At 64.3% G+C, this 26,319-nt stretch carries 26 protein-coding genes and 1 tRNA gene; 16 read left to right on the forward strand and 11 right to left on the reverse strand.

Going from position 1 to position 26,319, the window contains the following annotated elements; genetic code table 11:
* Nucleotides 1–20 precede the first annotated feature (20 nt).
* The 3 genes from AC1DS0_RS08265 to AC1DS0_RS08275 form a co-directional block, all read right to left on the reverse strand.
* Nucleotides 21–677, reverse strand: a complete 657-nt coding sequence (locus AC1DS0_RS08265) for a GNAT family N-acetyltransferase (protein ID WP_476813887.1) — start codon at nucleotides 675–677, stop codon at nucleotides 21–23.
* Nucleotides 678–831: 154 nt separating this feature from the next.
* Entirely contained in the window at nucleotides 832–1,098 is a 267-nt protein-coding gene (gene rpmA / locus AC1DS0_RS08270) for a 50S ribosomal protein L27 (protein ID WP_091842353.1), read from the reverse strand.
* Nucleotides 1,099–1,197: 99 nt separating this feature from the next.
* Nucleotides 1,198–1,893: a 50S ribosomal protein L21 gene (locus tag AC1DS0_RS08275; RefSeq protein WP_152013810.1), complete on the reverse strand. Its 696-nt coding sequence runs from the start codon at nucleotides 1,891–1,893 to the stop codon at nucleotides 1,198–1,200.
* 344 nt (nucleotides 1,894–2,237) lie between these two features.
* Here AC1DS0_RS08275 and AC1DS0_RS08280 point away from each other — a divergent pair.
* A tRNA-Ser gene (locus AC1DS0_RS08280) sits at nucleotides 2,238–2,327 on the forward strand.
* Between the two features lie 1,327 nt (nucleotides 2,328–3,654).
* Here AC1DS0_RS08280 and AC1DS0_RS08285 read toward each other — a convergent pair.
* The 3 genes from AC1DS0_RS08285 to pdxR form a co-directional block, all read right to left on the reverse strand.
* Nucleotides 3,655–3,870: a hypothetical protein gene (locus AC1DS0_RS08285; RefSeq protein ID WP_476813888.1), complete on the reverse strand. Its 216-nt coding sequence runs from the start codon at nucleotides 3,868–3,870 to the stop codon at nucleotides 3,655–3,657.
* Nucleotides 3,871–3,911: 41 nt separating this feature from the next.
* Entirely contained in the window at nucleotides 3,912–4,664 is a 753-nt protein-coding gene (locus AC1DS0_RS08290; RefSeq protein ID WP_476813889.1) for a 2-keto-4-pentenoate hydratase, read from the reverse strand.
* 171 nt (nucleotides 4,665–4,835) lie between these two features.
* Nucleotides 4,836–6,320, reverse strand: coding sequence for a MocR-like pyridoxine biosynthesis transcription factor PdxR (gene pdxR / locus AC1DS0_RS08295; protein ID WP_476813890.1), 1,485 nt, complete (start codon nucleotides 6,318–6,320; stop codon nucleotides 4,836–4,838).
* A 205-nt stretch (nucleotides 6,321–6,525) separates the two neighbouring features.
* Here pdxR and AC1DS0_RS08300 point away from each other — a divergent pair, with 205 nt between their 5' ends.
* The 6 genes from AC1DS0_RS08300 to AC1DS0_RS08325 all read left to right on the forward strand — a co-directional run bounded on the left by AC1DS0_RS08300 (nucleotide 6,526) and on the right by AC1DS0_RS08325 (nucleotide 11,306).
* Nucleotides 6,526–7,302: an ABC transporter ATP-binding protein gene (locus AC1DS0_RS08300; protein WP_476813891.1), complete on the forward strand. Its 777-nt coding sequence runs from the start codon at nucleotides 6,526–6,528 to the stop codon at nucleotides 7,300–7,302.
* A gap of 11 nt (nucleotides 7,303–7,313) precedes the next feature.
* A complete protein-coding gene (locus AC1DS0_RS08305; protein WP_476813892.1) occupies nucleotides 7,314–8,111 on the forward strand; it encodes a transporter substrate-binding domain-containing protein in 798 nt (265 codons plus the stop codon).
* Between the two features lie 82 nt (nucleotides 8,112–8,193).
* A complete protein-coding gene (locus AC1DS0_RS08310) occupies nucleotides 8,194–8,892 on the forward strand; it encodes an ABC transporter permease (RefSeq protein WP_476813893.1) in 699 nt (232 codons plus the stop codon).
* A gap of 2 nt (nucleotides 8,893–8,894) precedes the next feature.
* Entirely contained in the window at nucleotides 8,895–9,623 is a 729-nt protein-coding gene (locus AC1DS0_RS08315) for an ABC transporter permease (RefSeq protein WP_476813894.1), read from the forward strand.
* A complete protein-coding gene (locus AC1DS0_RS08320; protein WP_476813895.1) occupies nucleotides 9,613–10,419 on the forward strand; it encodes an inositol monophosphatase family protein in 807 nt (268 codons plus the stop codon). Before AC1DS0_RS08315 ends, AC1DS0_RS08320 begins: the two co-directional genes overlap by 11 nt.
* Before the next feature lie 83 nt (nucleotides 10,420–10,502).
* On the forward strand, nucleotides 10,503–11,306 hold the full coding sequence (locus AC1DS0_RS08325; RefSeq protein WP_476813896.1) for an inositol monophosphatase family protein: 804 nt from the start codon (nucleotides 10,503–10,505) through the stop codon (nucleotides 11,304–11,306).
* A gap of 68 nt (nucleotides 11,307–11,374) precedes the next feature.
* On the opposite strand, the gene AC1DS0_RS08330 is transcribed toward AC1DS0_RS08325, so the two are convergent.
* Complete coding sequence (locus AC1DS0_RS08330; RefSeq protein WP_476813897.1) at nucleotides 11,375–12,259, reverse strand: LysR family transcriptional regulator; 885 nt, start codon at nucleotides 12,257–12,259, stop codon at nucleotides 11,375–11,377.
* Nucleotides 12,260–12,316: 57 nt separating this feature from the next.
* Here AC1DS0_RS08330 and AC1DS0_RS08335 point away from each other — a divergent pair, with 57 nt between their 5' ends.
* The 4 genes from AC1DS0_RS08335 to AC1DS0_RS08350 all read left to right on the forward strand — a co-directional run bounded on the left by AC1DS0_RS08335 (nucleotide 12,317) and on the right by AC1DS0_RS08350 (nucleotide 15,100).
* The gene (locus AC1DS0_RS08335) at nucleotides 12,317–12,838 is read left to right on the forward strand and encodes a VOC family protein (protein WP_476813898.1); all 522 of its coding nucleotides are present in this window, start codon (nucleotides 12,317–12,319) and stop codon (nucleotides 12,836–12,838) included.
* Between the two features lie 67 nt (nucleotides 12,839–12,905).
* On the forward strand, nucleotides 12,906–13,742 hold the full coding sequence (locus AC1DS0_RS08340) for an oxidoreductase (protein ID WP_476813899.1): 837 nt from the start codon (nucleotides 12,906–12,908) through the stop codon (nucleotides 13,740–13,742).
* Nucleotides 13,743–13,793: 51 nt separating this feature from the next.
* A complete protein-coding gene (locus tag AC1DS0_RS08345) occupies nucleotides 13,794–14,459 on the forward strand; it encodes an SDR family NAD(P)-dependent oxidoreductase (RefSeq protein WP_476813900.1) in 666 nt (221 codons plus the stop codon).
* Between the two features lie 134 nt (nucleotides 14,460–14,593).
* Nucleotides 14,594–15,100 (forward strand): LysR substrate-binding domain-containing protein, encoded by a 507-nt coding sequence (locus AC1DS0_RS08350; protein WP_476813901.1) that lies wholly within the window; start codon nucleotides 14,594–14,596, stop codon nucleotides 15,098–15,100.
* 362 nt (nucleotides 15,101–15,462) lie between these two features.
* On the opposite strand, the gene AC1DS0_RS08355 is transcribed toward AC1DS0_RS08350, so the two are convergent.
* Nucleotides 15,463–18,120 (reverse strand): bifunctional diguanylate cyclase/phosphodiesterase, encoded by a 2,658-nt coding sequence (locus AC1DS0_RS08355; protein WP_476813902.1) that lies wholly within the window; start codon nucleotides 18,118–18,120, stop codon nucleotides 15,463–15,465.
* Between the two features lie 78 nt (nucleotides 18,121–18,198).
* Between AC1DS0_RS08355 and AC1DS0_RS08360 the strand changes: the two genes are divergently transcribed.
* The gene (locus tag AC1DS0_RS08360) at nucleotides 18,199–19,080 is read left to right on the forward strand and encodes a PstS family phosphate ABC transporter substrate-binding protein (protein WP_476813903.1); all 882 of its coding nucleotides are present in this window, start codon (nucleotides 18,199–18,201) and stop codon (nucleotides 19,078–19,080) included.
* Here the strand turns inward: AC1DS0_RS08360 and AC1DS0_RS08365 are convergent.
* From AC1DS0_RS08365 to AC1DS0_RS08375, 3 genes are all read right to left on the reverse strand, one after another.
* On the reverse strand, nucleotides 19,070–20,119 hold the full coding sequence (locus tag AC1DS0_RS08365) for a 2Fe-2S iron-sulfur cluster-binding protein (protein WP_476813904.1): 1,050 nt from the start codon (nucleotides 20,117–20,119) through the stop codon (nucleotides 19,070–19,072). The genes AC1DS0_RS08360 and AC1DS0_RS08365 overlap by 11 nt on opposite strands.
* Nucleotides 20,120–20,227: 108 nt before the next feature.
* The gene (locus tag AC1DS0_RS08370) at nucleotides 20,228–21,898 is read right to left on the reverse strand and encodes an ethylbenzene dehydrogenase-related protein (RefSeq protein ID WP_476813905.1); all 1,671 of its coding nucleotides are present in this window, start codon (nucleotides 21,896–21,898) and stop codon (nucleotides 20,228–20,230) included.
* A 495-nt stretch (nucleotides 21,899–22,393) separates the two neighbouring features.
* Nucleotides 22,394–23,284: a LysR family transcriptional regulator gene (locus AC1DS0_RS08375; protein WP_476813906.1), complete on the reverse strand. Its 891-nt coding sequence runs from the start codon at nucleotides 23,282–23,284 to the stop codon at nucleotides 22,394–22,396.
* Nucleotides 23,285–23,396: 112 nt separating this feature from the next.
* On the opposite strand from AC1DS0_RS08375, the gene AC1DS0_RS08380 reads away from it, so the two are divergent.
* From AC1DS0_RS08380 to AC1DS0_RS08395, 4 genes are read left to right on the forward strand one after another with little or no spacing between them, the layout of a single operon-like run.
* The gene (locus AC1DS0_RS08380; RefSeq protein ID WP_476813907.1) at nucleotides 23,397–24,053 is read left to right on the forward strand and encodes an HD domain-containing protein; all 657 of its coding nucleotides are present in this window, start codon (nucleotides 23,397–23,399) and stop codon (nucleotides 24,051–24,053) included.
* A gap of 10 nt (nucleotides 24,054–24,063) precedes the next feature.
* A complete protein-coding gene (locus AC1DS0_RS08385) occupies nucleotides 24,064–24,741 on the forward strand; it encodes an amino acid ABC transporter permease (RefSeq protein WP_476813908.1) in 678 nt (225 codons plus the stop codon).
* Nucleotides 24,742–24,744: 3 nt separating this feature from the next.
* Nucleotides 24,745–25,392 carry an amino acid ABC transporter permease gene (locus AC1DS0_RS08390; RefSeq protein WP_476813909.1) on the forward strand — a complete coding sequence of 216 codons (648 nt, stop codon included), beginning with the start codon at nucleotides 24,745–24,747 and terminating at the stop codon, nucleotides 25,390–25,392.
* Between the two features lie 39 nt (nucleotides 25,393–25,431).
* Nucleotides 25,432–26,229, forward strand: a complete 798-nt coding sequence (locus AC1DS0_RS08395; RefSeq protein WP_476813910.1) for a transporter substrate-binding domain-containing protein — start codon at nucleotides 25,432–25,434, stop codon at nucleotides 26,227–26,229.
* The last annotated feature ends 90 nt before the right edge of the window (nucleotides 26,230–26,319 follow it).

Consider the following 26,319-nt stretch of genomic DNA (forward strand, 5'->3'; position numbering starts at 1 on the left):
GGAGGGCGGGGCCGAGGGCTTCAAGCGAGGCAGGGCTCTTCGCTGCGGCTGTCGGCCTGCTGCTGCTGTTCATCCGCCGGAAGCGGCGTCCAGCCGGAGGCGCTCCAGCTCTTCAGCGCCGCCCAGGTCGAGCGGTCGAGCCGGAACTGCTCGCAGGGGAACAGGCCGCCACGTGCCGGCAGCGACTTCAGGAAGGAACCCTCCTGCCGGAAGCCGCTCTTCTCCAGCACCCGGCGCGAGGCCGGGTTGATGACGCGGGTGTCGGCCTCGACCGCATCGATCTCGACCAGCGAGAACATCGTGTCGATCAGCGCCTGCACCGCTTCGGTGGCATAGCCCTTGTTCCAGTGCGGCGTGCCGAGCCAGTAGCCGATGAACGGCCGTCCGGTCGCCTGCTTGTGCGCGCCGATCATGCCGATCAGCTCGTTGGGCTTCTCGCGCGGGGTGATCGCCAGGACGAGATGCTCGCCGAGGGCATTGCCCTTGCGCGTCGCGAAGACGAAGGGGTCGACCGCCTGGGTCGGATAGGGATGCGGAATCGAGGCGGTCATCTCGGCCACGGCCTTCTCGCCAGCAAGGCGCAGGATGGCGGTGGCGTCGGCAATCCGCGGCCAGCGCAGCCACAGCCGCCTGGTCTCGAGCCGGAAGACGTCGTCTCTCGTCAATTCGGGGAACATCGGGTCTCTCCGTCGGCGCAAACGAAAGGGGGAGATGGGCTTTGGTCCCATCTCCCCCTCGCTGACCTTCGGGAAACCCGCTTTCGGGCTTTTATTCCCTTGATCCGTCCGGTTCGATGGAACCGGCGGATCGAGAACATTCCCTATCCGCCGTTTATTCTGCGGCCTCTTGGGCCGGGACTACGTTCACGAAAGCTCGGCCGAGCTTCGTCGTGAATCGGACGCGACCGTTCGACGTGGCAAAGAGCGTATGGTCTTTGCCCATGCCGACGTTCACGCCGGCGTGCCATTTGGTGCCGCGCTGACGAATGATGATGTTGCCGGCCACGACCGCCTGGTCGCCGAAACGCTTCACGCCGAGGCGCTTGCTTTCGGAGTCGCGACCATTGCGGGACGAGCCGCCTGCCTTTTTGTGAGCCATAACGCCCTACCTCAAAAACTCTTCAGTCGATGTAACCCGAATCGGCGGCAAAAGCCACCCCGACCGGGCGTGAAGCTGCGCGGTGCCTGTCAGCGCCGATCAGTAGTCCTCGCCGGAAGCGAGCTCGGCCTGGTCGGCCTTGGCCCGCGGCGGCTTGCCGGCGAGCAGTTCCTTGGCCTGCTCGACCCACTCCTCGCGGGTGGCGCGGCCACGCAGCTTGAGCTCTTCGTCCCACTTGGCGATATCGGCCTCGGTCCAGGCGGCGATGTCGTTCCAGGAGGTGATGCCGGCTGCGCGCAGCTTCTTCTCGATGGTCGGGCCGACGCCCGAGATCAGCGAGAGGTTGGAGGCGTCGAGGCCCTCGGCCTTGGCGTCAGCCTTGGCCTTGGCAGGCTTGGCCGCTGCTTTGCCCTTGACGGTTTCGCTGCCGGCCTTGAGCGCGACCGGGGCGGCTTCGCCCTTCTTCATCTCCGGCTTCTTGCCGCCGGTGAGGATGTCGGTGATGCGCACCACGGTCAGCTCGGCGCGGAAGCCGCGCTTGCGCTTGGAATTCTGGCGGCGGCGCTTCTTGAAAGCGATGACCTTCTCGCCGCGGGCCTGCTCGACGATCTCGCCGGCGACGGTGATGTCGCCGAGGAAGGGGGCGCCGATCGTCGACTTCTCGCCATCGGTCAGCATCAGGACGGAACCGAAAGCGACGGTGTCGCCCGGGTTGCCCTCGATCTTGGCGACGGTGATGCGGTCATTGGCGGCGACGCGGAACTGCTTGCCGCCGGTCTTGATGACTGCGAACATCTTAGTGTTCTCCATGTTGAGCCCCGCCCGGTCATGTGCCCCTGGAGGGCGCACGCGGGACGGCTTTTTGGCAGTCGGTTGCGTGGTCGGGTTTGCTCTTTGAGGCCTGCTGCGCCTGCCGCATCGAAGCGGCATGGTCGGCGGCAGCCAAAAGAGATCAGGCGCGGGTTTCCCCACGCCGGACGCGGCTTCCTAGTCGCGCAGGGGCGAGCCGTCAAGGAAAAGCAGCATGGCAACGGTTGATTTCAGGGCGATGACGGCGTTGGGGACGCATCGCTCCGGAAAGGCTTGTGCAGCGGGGATGCAGTGTGTAGTAAGCACCCCGCCTCGACCAGAGCGACCGCGGACAGGTGGCAGAGTGGTTGAATGCACCGCACTCGAAATGCGGCATACCCGCAAGGGTATCGGGGGTTCAAATCCCTCCCTGTCCGCCATTTTATCCTATAATGTGCTGATTTTGCTGAGAAAATTCTAAAGCACTCATCAGCGACTCACAAAATCGCCTACAAAAGCCCAATCGCTGAAAATGCCTACGCCGAGGTGCGCAGGTTCCGATGATTTTGCCGCTTGAGCGGCGATTTTTGCGGGTAGCGGCGAGGATTAGGGATCGTGCAGCTCGTACTCAGAGCCCTAGTCTCAAAGAACTGAGGCATAGAACGAAATCCTCAGAAAGCGTGGTCATTTCAATGGGTTGTCTGGATTCTCCGGGGCCAAATCCATTGTGGGGTCACGCTGAGGGCGCTAAAATGCCGTTGCGCGCCCGAAATGCGCATCGCGGCTGCGGGTTTCCGAATCGACGAGACGCTCAAACGGGCTATCGGGCATGCGCGGGGGGACATCGATGCGTGGGTGCCGGCTGAAGGGGACGGACTTCAAATGCAGGCGCGATCGCCGTGTCGCGCGCAGCCAAACGCGTTGAGAACTTTGCCGTTCTGTGATGCGATATCTGATCAGGATAGCCGACGATGCTCTTGAATCTCTGGCTTTGGCAGCGATTGAGGCGTGTTGCCTAGGAGACGGGCAAGGCCGAGATTTCGAGCAGGTCGAGACGTTCGGTTATCTGTGGGGGCACAGGAAAATCAGTCTCGACCTCACGACGATTTTCATCGCGAAGGCTTCGGTCAACATCTCGGCACGCCGAGGCGACAGCTATGTCATTCCGAACCCGCAAGCGTTGCCGTTGAAGGATAACTTCGTCGCGCGGTGGTCTCCTCACTTCGCGTTCCTGGGGGGAGTTTCACTCGCATCCCTTCAAAGATGTCGCATCAGTCGGGCTGTCACGCGGTTTCGAGTTTTCGGAGCAGGATATCGATTCATTCGTTGGGGATGGCCCTCTATGGGCGCGGAGCAACAACAATCCGATCATGCTCATCGTCACCGTCTGCCGCCTATCGCAGGTGCGAGCGTCGTGGTGCTCGCAGCCGAGAGGCAATGTGTTCAGTTTCTCGGTAGGAGAATTCCGGTTCTGGCTGAACGCCACGGTCGGGTTCCTCGGCGAGAACGGCGACCGATATTACACGGAGAATCGACGCTCTGCGGCTACGTTCGATCTAAATTCGCGATACTTCAACCTTCAAAACGATCGAATTCATGAGCTTACTGGATGATCCGGCTTCAGTAGGGAGTCCAAGTCGCTGCTTATGTAGCCGGCTCTCGCAGAGCTTCCACTTCCGCAAATGGCCCATAGCCGACCTCTGGAACGTCTGCTCCGGGGCAGCCTGCTAATGCTGAGCGCGGCAGTCGGGCGGCCCGGAATGGCCCCTAGCCGACGATAGAGATCTCTGCTTCCGCGCGACTAAATCGGCTAGGAGCGCGTGCCGCGCATTTAGTGCTTCGTTCGTCGCGCGGCGCGACATCCATGCCCTCCTCGTCCATGCTGACGGTGACATAGTGCGGCTGGCAGGCGTTGAAGGCGATCAGCGCGCCCAGGAAGGTCGGGTCCTCGACAACGACGATGTCGTTCTTGTCGATCAGCATCTTGGCGACGAGATTGAACCCCTGCTGGCCGCCCTGGAGGATCAGGGCCTCGTCAGTGGTGCAGGGCCCGGCTCATCAGGGCGGCGAGGCGATGCGTCATTGCTGGGCTCCGGCATGTGTTCTGCCGCGGCAGTGACGTTGAGCTCAACGGCGCCGATGCCTTCGAGTTCAAAGCGATAGGTCTCGCTCTCGATCGGGAAGCGGGTGGTGACGAGGCTGCCGGTCATCACGATCTCGCCGGCCCGCAGGCTCTGCTCCTTTGCCGCCAGCGCATTGGCGAGCCAGGCGAGCGGCGCGAAAGGATGGCCGAGCACGTCGCGTCCGTGGCCGCGGTCGAGCTCCCTACCATTGCGGCTGACGACCCCCGCGACGGCATCCAGCGCCGGCCAGCTGCTGCGGAATTCCGACAGCACCACGCCGCCATTCCAGGAATTGTCGGCGACCAGCGAGAGCACGTCGAGCGCGGCATAGTCGGCAGCCCGGTCGTCGACGATCTCGATGGCGGCGCAGACGCCGGCGACATGCGCTGCGATGCTCTCCGGCGTCCAGGCAGGCCCTCCGACAGGAAGATCGCTGCCAATGCGCACGGCGATCTCGAATTCGAGGCCGATGCGGCCGTAGTCGGCGATCGCGACGCGTGCGCCGGAGCGGTGCAGCCGGTCGGCCAGCACGATGCCGGCGATCGGCTGGTCGATCCCGCACATCACCTGCATGCGCTGCGAGGTCAGGCCGATTTTGTAGCCGACGGGAGCGCCACAGCGAGGCTTCAGCAGAGAGACATAGCGCTCCTGCACGGCGTAGGCGTCGTCGACGAGGCGATGCCGTTCGCCGCGGCGAAAGGACGGAATTTCTCCTTCCCGTTATGCTCGCCGATCAGCCTCGCGGCCAAGCCATCCCTGTCCATCATCCCATCCTCCTGTCCCGGCTCTGTTGCCGCCGGGCGAAACGATCGCTTTCCAAAAACCCTAGGCCACAGCCATGATCTCGGCGAAGCGCCGCACGGCCGGGGTGATGCGCTCCGGCGCGGTATTGCCGAAACCGAAGACGAAGCCCGTCGCCGTCCGGTCCTGCAACCGATAGCGCGACAAAGCGGGCGCATCGATGCCGCGCTGCCGCGCCGCATCGGTGACTGCGGCGTCGTCGAGCGGTCCCAACGCATGGGCGGTGAGGTGCAGCCCTGCCGTGACGTCGGGAATGAGCAGCCGGCCATCCAGGGCCTGCCGCAAGGCATCGACCAGGATCGTCGCCCGCTCGCGATAGATGAGCCGCATGCGCCGGACATGCTTAGCGAGAACACCGCGGCCCATGATGTCGGCCACCATCTGTTGCAGCGGCGGCGGCAGATAGCAGGAAAAGACCAGCTTCGCGCGATAGAACAGCTCGACCAAATCGGGCGGCAGCACCAGATAGGTCAGGCCGAACGAGGGCGAGAAGATCCGGTTGATATTGCCGATGAAGATGACGCGCTGGTCGGCGTCGAGCGAGAGCAAGGACGCCAGCGGCTGGCGGTTGATGCCGATCGGGCTGCTGTAGTCGTACTCGATCACCCAGGCGTTCCGGGCTCGAGCCCAGGCCAGCAGGGAGAGCCTGCGCTCCATCGACATGGTCGAGCCATAGGGAAACTGATTGGTCGGCGAAGCGATCACCATCCGGGCATCGTCGGTCTCCGGGCCGAAGCGGTCGATACTGAGCCCCTCCAGATCGACGCGCTGGGGCAGGACGCGTGCACCATTCGCCACCAGCGCGGCCACCCGTGTCGGATAGCCGGGGTCTTCGATGACGACACCGCCGCCGGGGTCGAGCAGCAGCTGCGCAAGCAGGATGAAGGCCTGCGTCGTGCTGGCGACGACGGCGATCTGCTCCGGCCGGCAAGGCACGCCTTCGTATTCTCCTAGATATTTCGCGATCTGCTGGCGCAAGGCCGGCAGGCCGAGGCGCTCGCTGAAATTGAACTGGGGCCAGGGCTCCGAGCCCCAGTATTCGGCGGTGCTGCGGCTGATATCCCCGAACGGCAATTCGTCCAGCGCCGGCAGCAGCGGGCTGAGATCATAGCCGAGCTCGCGCTCGCTCGGCAGCGCCAACCCCATCAGGGCACTACCGCGCGCGGCCAGCACGCGCGGCTGCCGGAGTGGCGGTGTCGCCGGCGCCGGTTCGCCGATGCGGCGGTGCAGATCCTCGGGCAGGTCCTTCTCGATATAGGTGCCCGCGCCCGTGCGCCCATGCGCATAGCCTTCGTTCTTCAGGCGGTTATAGGCGAGCACGATCGTCGAGCGGGAGACGTCGAGCTCACCTGCGAGCTGGCGCGAAGGCGGCAGACGCATGCCGCGCGGGATCGCGCCGGCGACGACCAGCGCCCGAAGTTGCCCGGCAATCTGGTCATAGAGCGGCTCCGGCCCGTCCGGCGCCAGCGCGATCGTGTTCCAGAAGGGATAGTTGAAGCTCGCGTTCATATCCTGTCGCGGATGCGGTCGGGGCGGGCCGGCCTGCTGCTGCCGTGGATTGAGCGGCCGGCGACGCGAACGGTCAAGCATACCTCAAGATTGGTATGCTCTACTTAAAGAAATTGGTACTTGAGGCAATTTTTAGCCGCCGATACCGTCCCTGCCAATCGCGATCGGACAAAGCCGGTCATGCAACACGCGCGAAAGGGATAACGTGTCTCGACCCGAGGCGAAAACCGTCCTCACGGCGGACGATATCCACAAGAGCTATGGCGACTTCCCGGTTCTCAAGGGTGTCAGCCTGGCTGCTCGCGAGCGTGACGTCATCTGCATGATCGGGGCGAGCGGTTCGGGAAAGAGCACCTTCCTGCGCTGCATCAACCTGCTCGAAATGCCGGAAATCGGCACGATCGCCTTCGAGGGCGAGCAGATCAGCCTCGGCCGCAGCGGAAACCGCGCTCCGGTCCTGGACGCCAGACAGATCAGCCGGATCCGCAGCCGGATGGGCATGGTGTTCCAGAGCTTCAACCTCTGGAGTCACCTCACCGTCCTCGACAATGTCACGATTGCGCCGATCAAGGTGCTTGGCGTGCCGAAGGCGCAGGCTAGGGAGCGGGGCGAGGCCCTGCTCGCCAAGGTCGGCCTGTTCGACAAGCGCTTCCACTATCCCGCCCATATTTCCGGCGGCCAGCAGCAGCGTTGCGCCATCGCCCGCGCTTTAGCGATGGAGCCCAAGCTGCTGCTCTTCGACGAGCCGACCTCCGCCCTCGATCCCGAACTGGTCGGTGAGGTCCTGAGGGTCATGCGCCTCTTGGCCGAGGAGGGGCGGACCATGATCGTCGTGACCCACGAAATGGGCTTCGCCCGCGAAGTCTCGAACGAGGTGCTCTTCCTTCACGAGGGGAAGATCGAAGAGCGCGGCACGCCGGACAACATTTTCGGCAATCCGGCCTCCGAGCGGTGCAGGCGCTTCCTGCAGCGGGTTCTGTGAGGAGAAGACCCATGAAGAAGACGGCTCTCACCCTACTGGCCAGCGCAGCCTTGCTGCTGGCAGGCTCCGCCTTCGCCCGAGAGGTCAAGGTCGGCACCGAATGCACCAACCCGCCTTTCAACTACCGCACCGCAAACGGAGAACTAGCCGGCTTCGATGTCGATATCGCCCGCGAGATCGGCAAGCGCGCCGGTTTCGAGCTCAGCTTCGTCTGCCAGTCGCTCGAAGGGGTCATCCCGGCGCTGACGGCGCGCAAGTTCGATCTCGTGCTCGCCAGCCTGTCGATCACCGAGGCTCGGCAGAAGAGCATCGATTTCAGCATTCCCTACCGCTCGTCGACCGGCCGCTTCGTCGGCCCGAACGCCTCCAAGCTTGAGCCGGTGACGGCCGACGGCACACCCAGTCCCAAGGCGCTCGACGGCAAGGTCGTCGGGCTGATCCGCTCCAGCACCTATGACCGTTATTTCTCCGAGCTGTTCCCCGGTGTGCAGATCTCGCGCTACGAGAACTACGAGACCCTGCTGCTGGACCTCGTCTCGGGCCGCGTCGACCTGATCATGGCCGGGCCGATCAAGATGGAAGGCTTCTTCGCCGAGCCGCAGGGCAAGGGCTTCAAGTACATCGGCCCCGAACTCGAGAACATCAAGTATTTCGGGCCGGGCGTCGGCGTCGGCCTGCGCAAGAACGAGGCGGAGCTGCTGGGCAAGGTCAACGACGCGCTCAAGGGCATGTACGCCGACGGGACCTTCAAGACGATCAACCAGAAGTACTGGAAGTTCACCGTCCTGCCCAGCGTCTGGAACGATTGAGCCAGCCGGCCTCGTCGAGCGGGAGCAGGGCTTGTGCGCCGCACCACCTTGCCTCCCGCGCCGCCCCTCACGGGATTGAACCATGACGGCTGATCTCTTTCAGGGCTGGGGCGCCCAGCTCTTCTGGGGAACGATGGTCACGCTCAAGGTCGCGTTCCTGTCGTTGCTGGCAGGGCTCGTGATCGGGCTCCTCGTCGCGCTCGCCAAGCTCTCCGCGTCGCGGACCTTACGCGCAGCGGGTGATCTCTATACGACTTGCATCCGCGGCACGCCGGAACTGCTGATCATCCTCCTGGTTTATTTCGGCAGCACGGTAGCGCTCTCGGCGGCCCTACGCTGGATCGGCGGCCCGAACACCTATTTCGAGATGCCGGCGCTCGGTGCCGGCGTGCTAGCGCTCAGCCTCGTCTTCGGCGGCTATGCGGCCGAGATCTTCCGCGGCGCCTTCCTCGCCATCCCGCCCGGCCAGATCGAGGCGGCCAAGGCCTTCGGCATGTCGCCGCTGACACTGTTCATCTATATCCGCCTGCCGCTGATGTGGCGCTACGCCCTGCCGGCGCTCGGCAATATCTGGATCTCGCTGATCAAGAACACCTCGCTCATCTCCGTGGTCGGGCTCGAGGAGCTGATGCGCGTCAGCTACATCGCGACCTCGGTGACGCGCAGCCCGTTCCATTTCTACATGCTCGCGGCCCTGATCTATCTCCTGCTGACCATCACCAACTCCCTCATCATCGAGCTGCTCGAAAACCGCGCCAACCGCGGCGTCCGGAGGGTCTGATCATGGACATGTCGCTCATGATCGACAGCCTCCCACGCCTGCTGGAAGGAGCGGTCCTCACCCTCAAGCTGCTGCTGCTGACGGAGATCATCGGCTTCGTCTGCGCGCTGCCGCTCGGCATCCTCTACGCCAATGGCTCCCGCCTCACGCGCGCACCGATCTACGGCTTCGTCTATTTCTTTCGCGGCACGCCGCTGCTGGTGCAGATCTTCATCGTCTATTACGGCCTCGCCCAGTTCGATCTCGTGCGCCAGAGCTTTCTCTGGCCCTGGCTGCGCCAGCCCTTCATCTGCGCTCTGCTCGCCTGCGCGCTGCATTCGACCGCCTATACGACGAACATCCTGCGGGGTGCGATCCAGGCCGTTCCCGCCGGCGAGGTCGAGGCGGCCCGCGCCTGCGGCATGTCCGCCTTCCAGGTCCAGCGCCTGATCGTGCTGCCGATCGCCTTTCGGCTCATGCTGCCCGCCTACAGCAACCAGGCGATCGGCATGCTGAAGGGCACCTCGCTCGCCAGCACGATCACGCTGATGGAGCTGACCGGCGTCGCCAACACCATCGTCGCCAGCACCTTCTCCCCCTACGAGGTCTTCATCATGGCGGCGCTGATCTACCTCGCGATCACGCTCGTGATCACGCGCTGCTTCAAATACCTCGAATACGCGCTCAGCAAGCACCAGCGCCCGCTCACGAGCACAGCTGCAATTCCCGGACAGGTCCGTCATGCCGACTAGCGATATCAGGAACTTCATCGCCTTCGCCCAGGGGCTGGCCGAGGCGAGCGGCACGATCATCCGCGACGCCGCCCGCCACAACAACGCCTTCGTCTCGAAGGGCGACGACAGCCCGGTCACCGAGATCGACCGTGGCGTCGAGACGGAACTGCGCCGCCGCATCGGCGAGGCCTTTCCGGAGCACGGCATCCAGGGCGAGGAATTCGGCGCGCAGGCGACCGATGTCGAATATGTCTGGGTGCTCGACCCGATCGACGGCACAAAAGCCTTCGTCGCCGGCATCCCGGTCTTCGGCACGCTGATCGCGCTCACCCGCCGCGGCCTGCCCATACTCGGCGTCATCGACCAGCCGATGACGCGCGAGCGCTGGGTCGGCGCCGAGGGCTACCCGACCACCCTGAACGACACCCGCGTCACGACCTCCGGCCGCAAGCTCCTGCCCGAAGCCGTCCTCTCGACCAGCAATATCGAGCTCTACGATCCCGCGAGCCTGCCGATTTTCCAGGCGCTGCGCTCATCCGTGCATTGGTGCGTCTATGGCGGCAGCTGCTATTCCTACGGGCGGCTCGCCTCGGGTGGGATCGATATCGCGATCGACCGCTTCACTACCCCGCATGACGTCCTCGCCCATGTCCCGGTCATCGCCAATGCCGGCGGCGTCATCACCGATTGGGACGGAGCGCCGCTGACCCTGCATTCGAGCGGGCGCTGCCTGGCCGCGGCCAATCCCGAGCTGCATCAGGCGGCGCTAAACCGGATCGCGGCGCCGCGAGTTGGGATCATGCCAGCGGCGTGAAATCGCCGGTGAGTCCTTCGACTTCAGCCAGGTCAGCCATCATGCCCAACAAGCCCCGGACCCGCAGCGAGATCGTCAGATCCATGAAGGAAGCCGCGCGCATCGGCGGTGCCTCGCTCGCCGAGAATTTCGCGCGCCTCTCCGCCCTCCCCATCCTCGAGAAGGGCCCGTCCGATTTCGTCTCCGCCGCGGACATCGAGTCCGAACGATTGATCATCGCCCATCTCAACGAAAAACTGCCGGACGTCGCAGTGCTCGGCGAGGAGGGCGCAGCCTCGCCCGATGCCGGAAACGGGCTCAGGATCATCATCGACCCGCTCGACGGCACCAACAATTTCCTGCACGGCATACCGCAATTCTCGGCCTCGCTCGCCCTGATGGAAGGCGACGAGGTGACAGCGGGCGTGACCTACAATCCCCTGAGCGGCGAGATGTTCTGGGCTGCGGCCGGGCAAGGTGCCTATCTCGGCGACAGGCGGCTGAACGGCTCCAGCCGCAAGTCCCTCGCCCATGCGGTCGTCGGAACGTGCTTTCCCTATAATGGCAAGGGCGACACCGAGAAGGCCGCCCGAGAGATGGCGGCGATCATGCCGCGGGTCTCCGGCATCCGCAGTCCGGGCTCGGCTGCGCTGGAGATCGCCTATGTCGCCGAAGGCCGTTTCGACGGTTTCTGGGCCTCCGGCGCCAAGCTCGATCTCTGGGACCTGGCGGCCGGCGTGATCATCGCGCGCGAAGCCGGATGCCTGGCGACCGAGATCGACGGCAAGGGCGACCCGCTGCAATGCCGCAGCCTCGTCGTCGCGCCCCGGCAATTCCATGGGCAATTCATCGATATCCTCCGCTCGAGCCATGCAGCAGGCGCACTGAACAGAGCCGCCTTCGCCTAGCCACGATGTCGACATCCGCTTTTCGGCAACGGGTCCATGTCCGCTCCTGGCGCGTTGCTGCATCCTGATCAGGCCTTCACCGCGTCGATGAACGCGCGAAGCCCTGCCGACATGTTCCGGCGGCTGGGATAGTAGAGGTAGAGCCAGTCTTCGGGCGGACACCATTCGTCGAGGCAGCGTACAAGGCGGCCGTCAAGGATGTCGCGTTCAGCTCGGTTTTCCCAAACATAGGCGAGCGCAGCACCCGACAGGGCGACCTGGACCATGAGCTCGTGATCATCGAGCGCGATCGGACCCGTCGGGTGATAGGCGATCGCGTCCCCCTTCAACTCGAACTCCCACGCGTAGCGGACGCCGCTCGGATACATGTTCTGGACGCAGACATGCTGAGAGAGCTCGCGCGGGGTCATCGGCATCGGCCGCTCGTCGAAGTACGCGGGTGAGCCGACGACGGCCATGCGCAGCCGAGGCCGGATCTTCACCGCCACCATGCCCTCGCGCAGGCTTTCGCCGAGTCGGATGCCGGCGTCGAAGCCCTCGTCGACGATATCTACGAGCTGGTCGGTCGCCACGATCTCGACTTGGAGCTGCGGGTTGGCCTTGACCAACGGACCGAGCACACGGCCGAGCACGAAGGGCGCGATCGAACTCGGCACGTTGAGTTTGACCTTGCCGAAGGGCGTATCGCGAAAACTGTTGAGCGCGTCGAGTGCTGCGCCGATATCCGCGAAGGCGGGCGAGAGCTGTGCGTGCAGCACCCCGCCGGCATCGGTCAATGAGACGCTGCGGGTCGTGCGGTTGAGCAGCCGGATGCCGACGCGCTCCTCCAGGTTGCTGACGGCATGGCTGATGGCAGACGCCGTGACACCGCGCTCCTCCCCGGCTCGGCGAAAGCTCAGGTTGCGCGCGACAGCGTCGAAGGCGGAAAGCTCTGAGAGTTCTGTCGCACGCATTGATGATCCTCACTCAGCATCATGCGAAGATTTACCGATCTAATCGCGGAAGTCGAGTTGAGCCACCTTCACGTCATCGCAGCCGGCATCCCGCCGGCCGATCACCGGATGGAGGTTTCCATGGCCGACTTCACCTTGCCCACTCGCAACGCCGCTTCGCCCTTCGCCGACCTGCGCGGCCACCACGTCGCGCTGCGCGTGCCGTCCTTCGACGACGCGATCGCGTTTTATGTCGGGAAGCTCGATTTCCGCATTGTCCACCAGTGGCCCTATGCCGATCAGAAGCTCGCCTATCTCGCACTGCCCAATGACGACCACTTCATGATCGAGCTGCTGGCGGGTGGCGATCCGTTGCCGACACCGGCTCCGACCTATGCCGATCTCGGCGAGAGCCTGCGCCAGGCCGGCCTGCACCATTTCTGCATCAACGTTGCCGACATGGATGCGAGCGTTGCGGCACTGCGGGCCCGGGGCGTCACGGTCGTCACCGAGCCGTTCAAGCTCGACGACATCAGCCGCAAGCTCGCCTTCATCGCCGATCCCTTCGGCAACCTGATCGAGCTCGCCCAGGTCGTCTGATCCCCGTCGCGCGCCGCGACTGGCGGCGTGCGCCCCAACCTTTTTCTCAATTTTAGAGGCTCGTTCCATGCCACAGACATGGCTCATCACCGGCTGCTCGACCGGCTTCGGCCGCGCGTTGGCCCAGCACGTCGTCGCGCTCGGACACAACGTCGTCGTCACCGCCCGCAACCCGGCGCAGATCGCGGATATCGGGACCGACCACGCAGAGCGCACCCTCGTCCTCAAGCTCGACGTCACGCGGGAAGCCGACATCCCCGAGGTCGTCCAGGCCGCCGAGGCGCGCTTCGGCCGCATCGACGTACTCGTGAACAATGCCGGCGTCGGCTACTTCGGCGCCTTCGAGGAAAGCGACATGGGTGCGGTGCGCGCCATGTTCGAGACCAATGTCTGGGGGCTGGCACAGATGTCTCGCGCCGTGCTGCCGGGCATGCGCCGCCGTCGCGCCGGCACGATCGTCAACATCTCCTCGATCGGCGGCCTGCGCGCCTTACCCTCGCTCAGTTTCTACGCGGCTACGAAATTCGCGGTCGAGGCGCTTTCGGAGAGCCTGTCGCGCGAGGTCGCGCCCCTCGGCATCAAGGTGCTGATCGTTGAGCCGGGTCCGTTCCGGACGGACTGGGCGGGCCGCTCGCCAGGGCATGCCGGCACGGTGATCGACGATTACGCGGATACAGCTGGTGCCTTCCGCCGCACCATCACCGGCTATGACGGCCAGCAGCCGGGCGATCCCGAGCGGGCGGCGCGAGCCATTGTCATGGCGGTCAATGCGACCGAACCGCCGCTGCGGCTGCTGCTGGGCAAGGCCGCGCTCGCCGGTGCGCGCGAAAAGCTCGCCGAGCTCCGGACCGACTTCGACGCCTGGGCCGCCGTCACCGAGGGCGCAGACTTTCCGGCTGCCTGAGGTGCCGGGCGAGGTCCACTCCTGTTCAAACCACATTCAAGGACAACCATCATGTCGAAAGCCGTTCTCATCATCGGAGCGGGTCCGGGTATTGGGCTCGCCACGGCCGAGCGCTTCGCCCGTGAGGATTTTCGTGTCGTGCTGGCCGCTCGAAACGCCGACAAGCTGAAGGGCATGTCGGATACGCTGTCGGGGCACGGTGCCGACGTCGTCGAGGAGATCGTCGACGTCCGCGACGCTGCCGCAGTCGACGCGCTGGTCTCCCGTTACGCACCCGACATCGACGTACTGCACTATAATGCCGGCGTACTGCGTTATAGCGACGGGCAGTTGCGCACCGACCCGCTGGGCGACTTGGCCGTCGACACGATCGAGGACGACGTCGCCGTCAACGTCACCGGCGCTCTCGCCGCGCTTCGTGCAGCGCTGCCCGCTTTCTACGACCGTGGCTCGGGATCGATACTGCTCACGGGCGGGGGCCTCGCCACCACGCCCCATCCCGATCTGCTGACGCTGAGCGTCGGCAAGGCCGGTATTCGTGCTATGGCGCAAGGCCTGTTTGAGGTCAGCCGCGGCCACGGCGTCCATGTCGGGGTCGTCACCGTGGCGAAGTTGGTCAGCCCGGCTAGCGCGGAAGCGGAGGAGGTCGCCGATCTGTTCTGGGGCCTTCACGCGCAGCCCAAAGCTGAGTGGGCTTGGGAAAAGCTCTATTTGTGATTCATCGACGCTGCGCTTCGATGTCCTCGCAGCAAATGTCCTCGCAGCATTCGACATGCAAACTCAGCTGAGGGCGCGCCAATCGCGATCCGACGCGCGCGCTCGTCGCGCCCTCAGCGAATGCAACTCCTGCCTTGCATTCTCGACATCGACGGTTCCCTGGCCCTCGTCTCGGCATCTCGCGACTGCCCTTGGACGAAAGGTTTTTCCAGTGGCTGGAGATCGCTGAAATCCAGAATGTCTGCGTCATGCGCGCAGATCATCCGCTGTCACGGAAGGAGTTCATCACCGAGGACGATCTCGTTTCCGAGAAACTGCTCTCGATCGAACGCCAATATGCGGCCAACCCGCTGGGATCGAGGGTTTCGGGTCCGAGGCGAGATGCCTCTGCGGCCAATATTTATGTCGATTCTATCGGGTTGGGTGCCTTGTATATCGCAAACGGGCTCTGCGTATCGGTCGATAATGAATTCAACGCGAAGCAGTATGAAACGCTGGGAAACGATCTCGCGATTATCCCGTTCCGCCCAACCGCAACTTACCGCTATGTGGTCTTTTGGCGTCATGGAAATGAGAAAGGTTCGAAGCACGCGGAATTGGTACGGTCTTTATTTAAGAGAGAATATTATCAGAGCAGATAGCTTAAAATGATCGATTTTGTGCTTTCGCCGTTAACTCAGGCCGCGAGAAAGCATTGTGATGGATATCATTCTGCAGCGCCCCTGCTAATTTAAGCTAGTGCTCAAGCATACTGACAATGTCTGCTTTGCGGCTTCACGCCAATTTCCGCTTCTGGAGCAACGCAGGCTTCTGATTCGTCGCTTTTGAGTGACCGACAAGGGGAGATTCGCCGATACGGTCAGGTATGCCTGCGGCATCATTCGGCCCCTATCTCGAATGCGAGCCGATATTGGGGCGGCCTGAGGTGCAGAGCCGACGGAATGCGTTCACTGCCCTGTCGGGCGCGACAAGCTCAGATCGAAGATGTTTGAAATGTCTCGATCTACCGTGATAGGCGCTTAGTATCAGTGTAAGGTTCGGGTTGTCTTGAGTGCCGCTGCCCTAATTTGGAGAGCTGACGCAGGCGTCTTGCATTCACGAAGACTTCGAAAGCTCCGATTGGAAGGGCTTCGCTGAAATAATAGCCCTGCGCTACGGCCGCGCCTTCCTTCATCACGAAAGCCAAGTCGTCGATCCGCTCGACGCCCTCGACAATGGTACCAAAGCCCAATGATCGGGCTAGCGATAAGATCGTTCGGACGATCGTCTGCTGCTGGATACTTTCGCGCGCCCCCTGGATCAGAGAACGGTCGATCTTGAGCGTATCGAACTGCAGACGGGCCAGCATCGAGAGATTGGAGTAGCCAGTTCCAAAATCATCGATCGAGAAGCGGACACCAAGCGTCCGCAACTGCCGCAGCTGCCTCTGAACGACGTCCGAGGCGCGCATGGCCACGGATTCCGTGACTTCCAGCTCCAGGCGCGATGGCGGGATCCCGACCTTCAGAAGGCAGTTCTCGACCGAGGCTGCGAAAGTCGGGTCCTCCAATTGGAGCACGGAAACATTGACCGATATCGTGATGTCGTTCAGGCCGCGAACCTCCTCGATCGCGCGCTCGAGGACAAATTGGCCGAGCTCGGCGATCAAACCGGCTTCTTCCGCGATGCCGATGAATTTCCCCGGTGGAATATCCCCCCGCGTAGGATGAGCCCAGCGGACCAGGGCTTCGGCACCGACGACGCCATGGTCGATCAGAGAAATCATCGGCTGGTAGAAAACATCGAGCGAGCGGTCCCGCAGCGCAGCTCGCAAATCCTGCTCGAGCGTTCGCCGCTCATGCATGAGCTCCGCCGCTTCCGCGGTGAAGAAGGCGAAGGCGTTTCGCCCCTTCCGTTTGGCCTCGTACATCGCGACATCGGCATTGACGAGAAGTTCGTCATAGCCGGTGCCATCTCGTCCGGCGACTGCAATGCCGATGCTGGCTCCGACCGTCATATGCGTGCGGTCGATGACGTAGATCTCGCCCAGTCTCTGGATCAAAGCCTCCGCGCAGGCTTGAAGACCGTCGATGGTCAGCGCTCCGCTCAAGATAGCTAGGAACTCGTCGCCGCTCAGGCGTCCGACCGAGAAATGGCGAAGCTCTCCGGCCTCCTGCCGCGCCTTGAAGAAATGAGTGAGGCGAGAGGCCAACTGGCGCAGCAGCACGTCGCCGGTCTTGTGGCCGAAAGTGTCGTTGATGGCTTTGAAGCGATCGACATCGATGAAGAAGAAGGCCACCTCATCCTTGCCGTTCAACAGGGTGCTGGCTCCGTCGATGCGGATCTTCTCCCGGTTGGAGAGCTCCGTCATCTGATCGAAAAAGGCGAGTTGCCGAATGCGGCCGAGGCTCTCCCGGAGATTGAAGAGCATCACCTCGAACGCCAGCCCGAGGCTACGAACTTCGCCAATGCCGGATGCGTTGAACGGGATATCGAGATCGCCACGTGCGACCGACGTGGCGGCGGAAGCCAATTGGGGCAGGCCACGGGTCGCCCGCTTGACACTCAGCAGGACCACGAACACCAGAACGCTGATTGAGCCCGCCGCCAGCAGCAAGAACCAACGGAACAGCGTGCCGGCTTGTTCCTCGCTGACGCGTTGAAGCTCCCTCTGGGTTGCCTCGACCTCTCCGGCATCGACATGCACGCAGACCAGGAGGCCGATCTTGTCTGCGATGCAGCGCGCCACACGCCCGCTTCCCGGTATGGTGATCAGCCCGCCGGGCGTTTGCGGCACAGCTGGCCGAAGGCCGACCGGCGGCTCGCCACCGGCGGAAATCACCCGGTCGCCATCCGCCACCGCGACACCTGCCTGAACGATTCCGGCGAAGAGCTCCAGCGTTCTTTCCGACGGAGCCAGGGTCTTCAGCCCGATCAGCACACCCGCTACGTCGCCGAAATCGTCGAAGACGGGTTCTGCCGCGAGATGAGCGATGGCCCGATCTTGCGGAAGTCCCACCGCGGAACCGAAGCTTTCCGACACGCGGTAGGTCGCATGGTGCGCCCGCCTCACCGAGCGCTGATTGTCCTTGAAAATCGAGGTGACGACCTCCTTGACGCCCAGGAGCGTCAAGGCTTCCGAAGCGGCTAGGAGATCCGGCGTGCGGCTGCCGCCGATCACGGCGCCGGTCGCGTCGACGACCAGCAAGGCGTCGAGTTCGCCTGTCACACCGGCAGGAGCGAGCAGCTCCTGAATCGCGATATGATTGCCTGAGGCCACCGCCTTCACGATATCGAGCCGCTGCGCGAGATAGCGTGTCTGGCGGCTGGCCTCGTCCAGCAGCACGGAGACGCGCGCCTGGGCAAGCGAGGCCTCGGCATCGAGCCTGCGCGCGACCTGCTGGCGCGACAGTTGTGCCAGCGCCCGCGCCTGTTCGACGGCGTCCTCGTTGAGGCGCAGCAGCGCGACGAGTCCGACAACGGCAAAAGTCACAGCCCCTGTCAGCATGACGACGAAGGCGAGATGTGTCCCGATATGGGATGTCGAAATCCAGACACGCCAGGCAGCCCGCAAACGCGTTCTCCAGGCGCCGATGGACTTCAAAGCAGGGCGCAGGAAGCCGTCCGCGGTGGCTCGACCAGCTTCACTGGCCCGCCCGGCTCTGGCTTGCTCCTGCGGCACTCAGTCTACTCCACGATAAACATCCCCGCCCATACTAGCCGCTACCATTGAAGCTTGCGTAAATGAAAATCTAGCAGAATGAACCTCTTATTTTTATGTTTCTGGTTAGAATTTATTCATACGGCCATGCCAGTTCTGGCAGAGCTTCGCGGAAAATTTTATCCTTCGATGATATCCCGCTCTACTGCATTGATCTTTGGCCTGCTGGCCCTCTGCAATCCCACTCGGGCGGACGAGCTGATCGTGGTCGGCACCGGGGACGGTGTGGAGATGCTGCAAGCCGTCGCCAAGCGCTTCCGCGACGTCGAGCCGAGCATAGACGTCAAGATCCCTCCCAGCATCGGCTCGGGCGGCGGCATCGCCGCAGTCGGGTCGGGAACGGCCAAGCTGGCCCGCGTCGCTCGGGTCCTGACGGATGCCGAACGGGCACGGGGCCTCGTCTACGTGCCGGTCGCCAAGATTTCCTGTGCCTTCTTCGTTCACCCGAGCGCCGGCATCACCGAGTTGAGCGTAGAACAGTTGGCGGGCATCTACACTGGCCGGTTCGGCAACTGGAAGGAAGTCGGCGGAGCCGACCAGCGCATCCGCGTCGTGCGCCGCGAGGAATCCGACAGCACTCTCACGACCTTGCGCGCGACAATGCCGGGCTGGCGGGAGCTCGCGATCACCGAACGCTCGAAGACGGCGACGTCGACACAGGAGGCTGTCGAGACGGTTCGCCTGACGGAGGGCGCGATCGGCTTCGGACCCTATAGCCGGCTGCTCGACATCGGCACGCAGGTGCTGACGATCGACGGTCTCCATCCCTCGGACGCGCGTTATGCAAGCAGCGGCGAGGTCGCCTATGTCTACAAACAAGGTGCGTTGACGCCGGAGGCCGAGAAGTTCATCGCCTTCACTCGGATACCGGACGCAGGCAACGTGATCCGGGATTTCGGCGCCATTCCGATTACCCCTTGAAGCTCGCGTTCAAGGGTGAAGGCTGCGTCTGCCGCGCCTTGGGCCATAACGCCGCACGCGCAAAGAAAAGACCTGCGATCTTGTCTCTGATCGTCCGCTTCGTCGGAGATACGACAAAAGGGTCGGCATGGCAGGTCGTGCCGGCCGCCTCGCAACGCGCCTGCACCGCCGCCACCAGTTCAGGGGCTCCCGCCACGTAGACCGTGTCGTCCGGCCGCAGCTCCGGCAGATGATCGGTGGGGCGACCCCTCAGGATGCCGGCCGCCGAGCCGCCGCTGCTGGTCGGCATGATCTTCGCGGCACCGGTCTCGGCCAGCCAGGCCAGCGACTCGGCCATGTAGAGATTGCGCGGATCGCGCGCTCCGACGATCACGACCATCTCCCGTGACGGCTCCCGGTAGCGGGCGGCGCGGGCAATGGCCCAGATCGGGGCCCAGCCGGTGCCCGCCGCGATCAGAATGATCCGCCCGGCGTCGAGCCGATGAAACGCGCTGCCGAACGGCCCCCGCAAGGTCACCTTGTGGCCAGGGCGGATGCGCGTTCCCAGATCGGGGGACACCGCCCCGCTGGGCTGCCGACGGATCTGCAGGATCAGCTCATTGCGCTCGCCCGTCCCGTCGCTGCGCAGCGTCGGACTGTAGTCGCGGCTGGGATAGCCGCTGAACTTGCATTTGACGTACTGCCCCGGAAGATAGGTGAAGTCCCGCGCGAGCAGGAGGGTCGTCTCGACGATGTCGGGAGAGATCTGCCGGATATCCGCGACGGTTGCGGTCAGCTTGCGGACCTCGGGAACGGCATCGAATTCGAGGACGGCCTCGCCCGTCACTCGCGCCTGGCACGCCAGTACCGTATCGCCCTGCCGCGTTCCCTGCGCATTGACCTCGCCGGCATAGATCCGAACGCGGCAGGTCTCGCATTGCCCGGTACAGCAATCATGCGGGATGACGATGCCGGCGCCCAGCGCGGCTTCGAGCAGGGTGTCCCCCCGCGCGACCGCCACCGCTGCCCCATTCACGACAAGGGATATCGGCTTAGCCATAGCCTGCACTGTTCGCGGTTGCTGATCGGGGCGGCAAGTCTCGGTGAGCGTCCTGTATTGTCAACTTGGAAACGGATTCTCCGGCCGCTCCGCCCGGCCGGATCGGCACTAAGGCAGTTTGAGCGCGATCGGGCGGACATGGCGCGTATGGCGCGTCTGCGTGTGGTCGAAGACCGCCACCCACAGGTAGATCGGCTTGCCCGGCTCGAAGTCGACATCATAGGCGCTTCCCGTCTTGAGATCGCGTGAGGCCTCCAGGGTCCAGTACCCGTCTTTCCAGCGCGCTCCGGCACGGATCTGGGCGCGATCGCCCTCGTAGGCGCCGAGGATCAGCACTCCCGGCATGATCGTGCCGACCGGGATGCGAGCATCGGCCTCCGCGGTATAGGGCGCGCTGTCGGTCTCGGTCAGCCACCACCGGGTGCCTTCATCGTGAATCAGCTCGGGATTCTTTGCGTCGAAGCGGCCGAGAGCCGCCATCGCCGCGGCCGGATCGATCGGCAGCCGCTTCGGTGTGACCGGGCCGGCATAGCCGCCGGGTCCTTCGAAGCCGAAATTATAGCTGTAGAAGGCTCGCCCGGGGTCGTTCCAGTATCCGCCCTGGTAACGGGCGCGCTTGGCGGCTTCGTCGGCCGTCGGCTCGCGCGGCGGGCCGATATACTGGTCGTCCATGTAGCCGAGCAGGCCGCCGCGTGAAGCTTTCCATTGCCACATGTCGATGATCGAGCCGTCGCTGGTGTAATGCAGGCCGCGCTGATTGAGCGATGACGGCTTGTCGTCGAGAGGCTTCGGGCCGAGATGCGTCGCTCCACCGGCTCCGAAGCCGTCCGAGCGCGAGAAGATCACTGCGAACTTATCTTCGTAGAAGTCGACGACATCTGCATTGCCGGCATGGGCGCCGAGGAGGTGCCAGCCGTCCTGCTGCTTGAGCAGGGGGAGCCGAGCGAGCGAGCGCGTCGGGTCTTGCCAGCGGAATGCGAAATAGATCTTGTTGCCATCCTGAACGGCTCGGATCTCGACGGTCGATTCGCCCGAGCCGCCGAGATTGGCTCCCTGCTGGGTCCTGACGCGGACCGGCCGGGCAATCCGCCAGGCCTCGTCATCGAGCACGCCGTCGAGTTTCGGTGGCGTTCGCGTCTGCGCCGCGATCAGCTCGTCACGGCTGCCGAAGTCGAGACCGATCGCGGCGACTGACGCAGGAATCGCGACAACGGCGGCCAGCAGCAAGGGCCATCGACTGCGTTGCCCTGCCGTGGGCACGAGCCGGGCCGGCCTGAAGATCCGGATGAGCTGGCGCCAACCGCCGTAGCCGAAATGCGCCAGGATGTGGATGAACGTATAGGCGAGCGTGCTCATGGCGGCCGTCAAGTGGACGGAGACCACCCAGCCGCCGAAGCCGAGATAAAGCAGAATGCCCGAGATCATCAGCACGACAACCAGGGCATAGAGCAGCCAATGGAGCAGGGTGTTGAAGCTCATCCATTGCAGCTTCGGCGCGCCGGCCATCCGCCACATCTTAAGCCGCCGCAAAGCGACGCGACCGCCGAGACCGCTCGACGCCATATAGATGACGTAAGCCGTCGATGCGCCGAAAAGCGTCAAGCCGGCGATGATATGGACAGTCCAGATCTCGCCTTGCGGCAGGATGGGCGCCATCCATCGCGAGATCACCGCATCGAGCGCATCCGCCGAAATGCGCAGTCCGGTGGCGAGACTCACTATGACCGCCACGACCGTCAGCCAATGCAGCAGCAGTGTGCCCACGTCGGTTGTCGGCAAGCCTGTCTCCGATCGGCTTTGCCGGTCGGACTTCAGCCCTGTGGGCATCGAAGGAGGCGGGGTATGGGGCAATTGCGACCTTTCGGCCGAAGCCACAAGCTCTGTCTTCGAACCGGTCATAGCCACCTCGATCTGGAGGACGTGCTGCGCTTAACCCCAGATGTTAGAGTTAATAGAGTTGAAGCCTAACCACAGTTGCGGTGCAAGCTCGCGATACCGGAAGGTCACAAGCACTGTCTGAGTCATGCTTGGACTTACAACCGGTCGCCATCGACGCTGGTCCACGAGGGACTACCCGCCGGCTCGACGGCTAAGTCGTCGGGTCGTGAGCCAGAGTCTGCTGGTGGCGCAGCTTGCATGTCTGGCAAGTCGCCAACGCCGATCATGACTTCGACGCGGCGAGCCATTCAGCGGAATTTGCATGATAACCGAGCTCCCGGATACGTGGAGCTGAGCGAAGCACCCATTTGCGGCCCGACTGCTTGCAAACCGACGTCAGTCACAAAAGGCGTGGTGGCCGGCCACGGCACGGATCGCATCTGTCGTGACGGGTATGACCGGGTCGAGCACGCCGACAGGCACGCCAATGAAGACGTCCTGCGGGGCCACGGGCTCGATCTCTTCCAGGACGCACAAGGTTCCAGCCTTGATCGCCGCCTCGACCAGCTTGACCGGCATCACGCCGATGCCGGCGCCGGCCGTGACGAGCCCGACGATGGCGGGCATGCTGTTGCAGATGCTCAGCGTCGGCATATCGATCACGGCATTGCGGAACCAGTCGGCGATGATCGTGCCGACATTCGAGGGCGGCGGCGTCGAGAAGATACGCTGGCGCGACAAGGTGCGGGCATCGCGGACGATGCCGCGATAATGCGGCGTCGCGATCCAGGCGACATTCAGCGCGCCGAGGCGCAGATAGCGCAGGCCGGCGATGCTCGGCGGGGTCGAGACCACGGCGATGTCGAGCTCGCCGGCATCGAGCTTCAGCGTCAGGCTGTGGCTGAGGTCGACCACCACCGAGACGGCGAGGTTCGGATGCCGCTCGGACAGGTCCCGGAGCAGGTCGGGCAGGCAGATCGCCGCGAAGGCGTCCATCACGCCGAGCCGCAGCACGCCGCTCACCGGGCTGTCGCGCCCGAGATGCTCATGCATCTCCTCCATCAGGCTGACGAACCGCTCGGCATAGGCGAAGACCGCCTGGCCCTGCGGCGTCAGGCGCACCGGCTGGTCGCTGCGGACCAGCAGCGGGCGGGCGATTTGGCGCTCCAGCTCCTTGACCCGGTAGGTCACGGTCGGCTGCGTCACATTGAGCCGTCGCGCCGTGGCGTGGAAGCTGCGCAGCTTCGCCACCCAATAGAAGGCCTCGATCAGTTTCAGGCTCGTCATCGGCAATCCGATACAATGGCTCTATCAGCCTAGCCGCATTTTCGATTGGAAACCAGGAAAGGGCTGGGCTTAGGCTCCTCTCCCAAGACGCGCCAGACAGCCGAGGTTCTTCGTGCCGACCCTGCCCGAATCGGAATTGAGCAATGTGCCGCCGCAGGTCCGGGCGAGCATCCTGGAGGACCTGCCGGAGATCCTCGGCATCGGCGACGAGGCGCTGCGCGAGGCGGTGATCCGCGCCTGGGCCCTGTCGCTGCGCGATTCCTCCTTCACCCGCATCTCGGACATGCCGGGCGAGGGCGCGCCCAATCATTTCGTGCTGCACCAGGGCTCGCAGGAGCTGCATCTGCGCGGGGTCGCCAAGCTCGCCATGGCGATCGTCGACGAGTTCACCTCGACCTTCCCGCAGGTCGAGATCGACCGCGACCTCGTGCTCGCCGGCGCGCTCTGCCACGACATCGGCAAGTGCTGGGAATGCGACCCGGTCAACCTCGCCCGCTGGCAGGAGCGGCCCGACCAGGCCGGCTATCCCTCGCTGCGCCACTCCGTCTACGGCGCCCATATCTGCCTGGCGGCCGGGCTGCCGGAGACGATCGCCCATATCGCGCTCGGCCATTCGATGGAGGGGCAGCACATCAAGGTCAGCACCGAATGCATGATCGTGCGCTGGGCCGACAATTCCTGGTGGTACAGCGCGGCGGCGCTCGGGCTCTGCCGCGCCGACAGTCTCTCGGCCGCCGGGCCGATGATGACGCCGCGCCCGCTACCGTGATCGCGGCGCGATGACCGGCTATTCGCTCACCTTCGGGCCTGTCCTCGAGCGATGGCCGCTTCTGGTGGACGGGCTCGTCCTGACGATCCTGCTGACGCTGGTCGGCATGCTCCTCGGCACCGGCGCGGGCCTCGCCATCGCGCTGGCACGGCGCTCGGCGCATTGGCCGTTGCGCTGGCTCGCGCGCGGTTATGTCGAGATCTTCCGCAACACGCCGCTGCTGGTGCAGCTCTTCGTCATCTATCTCGGACTGCCTTCGCTCGGCATCCGCCTCTCGCCGGTCGCGGCGGCCTGCGTCTCGCTGGTGCTGAACAACGCCGCCTATACCGGCGAGATCATCCGCGCCGGGCTCGCCGGGACGCCGCGCGGGCAGATCGAGGCGGGAAAGAGCCTGGCGCTGCGGCCCTGGCAGATCCTCGCCTTCATCGTGCTGCCGCCGGCGCTGGCGCGCGTCTATCCGGCGCTGATCAGCCAGAACGTGCTGCTGATGCTGTCGACCGGCATCACCTGCGCCATCGGCGCGCAGGAGCTGACCGCCGTCGTCTCCGACATCAATTCCGACACCTTCCGCAGCATCGAGGCCTTCTCGGTGGCGGCGGGGCTCTACCTCCTCCTCAACTACCTGCAGCGGCTCCTGCTCTGGCTGCTGGGGCTGAGGCTGTTCCGCGGCAGCCGGGTCTGGGCCTGAACCATGCGCAGCATCGGCGTCAACGAGCTGACCTATATCGTCCTGGCGCTACGCTGGACGCTGCTCCTGTCGCTGCTGGCGCTCGCCGGCGGCGGCGCCTTCGGCGCGCTGCTCACGGGCCTCGGCCTGAGCCGCCGCCCATTCGTCCGCCGCGGCCAGATGCTGTTCGTGCAATTCGTCCAGGGCACGCCGCTGCTGATCCTGCTGCTGATCGCCTATTTCGGGCTCAGCGCCGCCGGTTTCGACATCGGTGCGCTGTTGTCGAGCGCGTTGGCGCTGACGCTCTATGCCGGCTCCTATTTCTCGACGATCTGGCTCACCGCGATCCGGGCGGTGCCGCCGGGCCAATGGGAAGGCGCCTCGGCGCTCGGCCTGTCACGCTGGCTCAGGATGCGGCTGGTGATCCTGCCGCAGGCGCTGCGGATCGCGCTGGCGCCGAGCTGCGGCTTCGTCGTCCAGGTGATCAAGAACACCTCGCTGGCCTCGATCGTCGGCTTCATCGAATTGACCCGCGCCGGCCAGATCGTCAGCAACGCGACCTTCCAGCCGCTGCTCGCCTTCAGCGCGGTGGCGGCGGCCTATTTTGTGATGTGCCTGCCCTTCACCCTGCTCTCCGAATGGCTGGAGCAGCGCCAGGCACGGTTCCACTGAAACCCTAGTCCGTCAACGCTAGAAGAGGGGAAAGAGACGATGACGATGAGGTTCGGAAACTGGCTGCGCAACCTGGCAGCCGTGATCCCGCTGGTGCTGGCCGGCGCGACCGCCCAGGCCCAGACGCTCGACGCCGTGCTGAAGCGCGGCAAGGTGCTGGTCGGAGTGAACACCGCCTCGCCTCCCTTCGGCACCACCAATGCCGAGATGCAGCCGGACGGCTATGACGTCGAGATCGCCAGGATGTTGGCGAAGGAGCTCGGCGTGCAGCTCGAAATCGTGCCGGTCAACAACGAGAACCGCATCCCGAGCCTATTGACCGGCAAGGCCGACGTGATCGCCTCGACGCTGCAGATCACGGCCGAACGGGCCAAATCGGTGCTTTTCACCGCGCCCTATGGCATGCATGAATCGATGGTGATCGGCCCGCCGGAGCTGAAGGCGACGCAGCTCTCCGACCTCGCCGGCAAGCGCGTCGGCGTCGCGCGCGGCTCGGCCTACGCCAATCTCATCGCCCAGGCGAACATCCCGGGCCTGCAGCTCGTCCAGTTCGCCGACGACAGCGCCAATCTCAACGCGCTCGTCGCCGGGCAGGTCGATGCCGCCGGCACGGTCTCCTACCTCGCCTCGGAACTGAACAAGCGCTATCCCGACAAGAAGTTCGAGCGCAAGCTGACGCTGACCAGCAATGTCTATGCGATGGGCGTGCGCCGCGGCGATTTCGACTTCCAGCGCTGGGTCAACACCTTCCTGTTCGTGAACATCCTGAACGGCGCCATCCCCAAGGCCTATGAGAAGTGGATGGGCGACGCCTGGAAGCCGCTTCCAGCGTTCTGACGGATACGCAAGCCCGAACGGTATGGCCGACCAGCCGTACCGTTCGGTCTAGTGTTGCCGAGTGTGAAATAGGGCGCCTGTCCGGACCGC

The organism is Allobosea sp. P4_H5 (assembly GCF_056400825.1).

Excerpts from the sequence above, each read along its gene's own strand:
- AC1DS0_RS08390 (WP_476813909.1), top strand. The coding sequence starts at position 24,745 with ATGCGCAGCATCGGCGTCAACGAGCTGACCTATATCGTCCTGGCGCTA.
- AC1DS0_RS08385 (WP_476813908.1), top strand. The coding sequence starts at position 24,064 with ATGACCGGCTATTCGCTCACCTTCGGGCCTGTCCTCGAGCGATGGCCG.
- AC1DS0_RS08310 (WP_476813893.1), top strand. The coding sequence starts at position 8,194 with ATGACGGCTGATCTCTTTCAGGGCTGGGGCGCCCAGCTCTTCTGGGGA.
- AC1DS0_RS08365 (WP_476813904.1), bottom strand. The coding sequence starts at position 20,119 with ATGGCTAAGCCGATATCCCTTGTCGTGAATGGGGCAGCGGTGGCGGTC.
- AC1DS0_RS08320 (WP_476813895.1), top strand. The coding sequence starts at position 9,613 with ATGCCGACTAGCGATATCAGGAACTTCATCGCCTTCGCCCAGGGGCTG.
- AC1DS0_RS08325 (WP_476813896.1), top strand. The coding sequence starts at position 10,503 with ATGAAGGAAGCCGCGCGCATCGGCGGTGCCTCGCTCGCCGAGAATTTC.
- AC1DS0_RS08345 (WP_476813900.1), top strand. The coding sequence starts at position 13,794 with ATGTCGAAAGCCGTTCTCATCATCGGAGCGGGTCCGGGTATTGGGCTC.
- pdxR (WP_476813890.1), bottom strand. The coding sequence starts at position 6,320 with ATGAACGCGAGCTTCAACTATCCCTTCTGGAACACGATCGCGCTGGCG.
- AC1DS0_RS08315 (WP_476813894.1), top strand. The coding sequence starts at position 8,895 with ATGGACATGTCGCTCATGATCGACAGCCTCCCACGCCTGCTGGAAGGA.
- AC1DS0_RS08360 (WP_476813903.1), top strand. The coding sequence starts at position 18,199 with ATGAACCTCTTATTTTTATGTTTCTGGTTAGAATTTATTCATACGGCC.
- AC1DS0_RS08340 (WP_476813899.1), top strand. The coding sequence starts at position 12,906 with ATGCCACAGACATGGCTCATCACCGGCTGCTCGACCGGCTTCGGCCGC.
- AC1DS0_RS08265 (WP_476813887.1), bottom strand. The coding sequence starts at position 677 with ATGTTCCCCGAATTGACGAGAGACGACGTCTTCCGGCTCGAGACCAGG.
- AC1DS0_RS08375 (WP_476813906.1), bottom strand. The coding sequence starts at position 23,284 with ATGACGAGCCTGAAACTGATCGAGGCCTTCTATTGGGTGGCGAAGCTG.
- AC1DS0_RS08285 (WP_476813888.1), bottom strand. The coding sequence starts at position 3,870 with ATGCTGATCGACAAGAACGACATCGTCGTTGTCGAGGACCCGACCTTC.
- AC1DS0_RS08275 (WP_152013810.1), bottom strand. The coding sequence starts at position 1,893 with ATGTTCGCAGTCATCAAGACCGGCGGCAAGCAGTTCCGCGTCGCCGCC.
- AC1DS0_RS08395 (WP_476813910.1), top strand. The coding sequence starts at position 25,432 with ATGACGATGAGGTTCGGAAACTGGCTGCGCAACCTGGCAGCCGTGATC.
- rpmA (WP_091842353.1), bottom strand. The coding sequence starts at position 1,098 with ATGGCTCACAAAAAGGCAGGCGGCTCGTCCCGCAATGGTCGCGACTCC.
- AC1DS0_RS08330 (WP_476813897.1), bottom strand. The coding sequence starts at position 12,259 with ATGCGTGCGACAGAACTCTCAGAGCTTTCCGCCTTCGACGCTGTCGCG.
- AC1DS0_RS08305 (WP_476813892.1), top strand. The coding sequence starts at position 7,314 with ATGAAGAAGACGGCTCTCACCCTACTGGCCAGCGCAGCCTTGCTGCTG.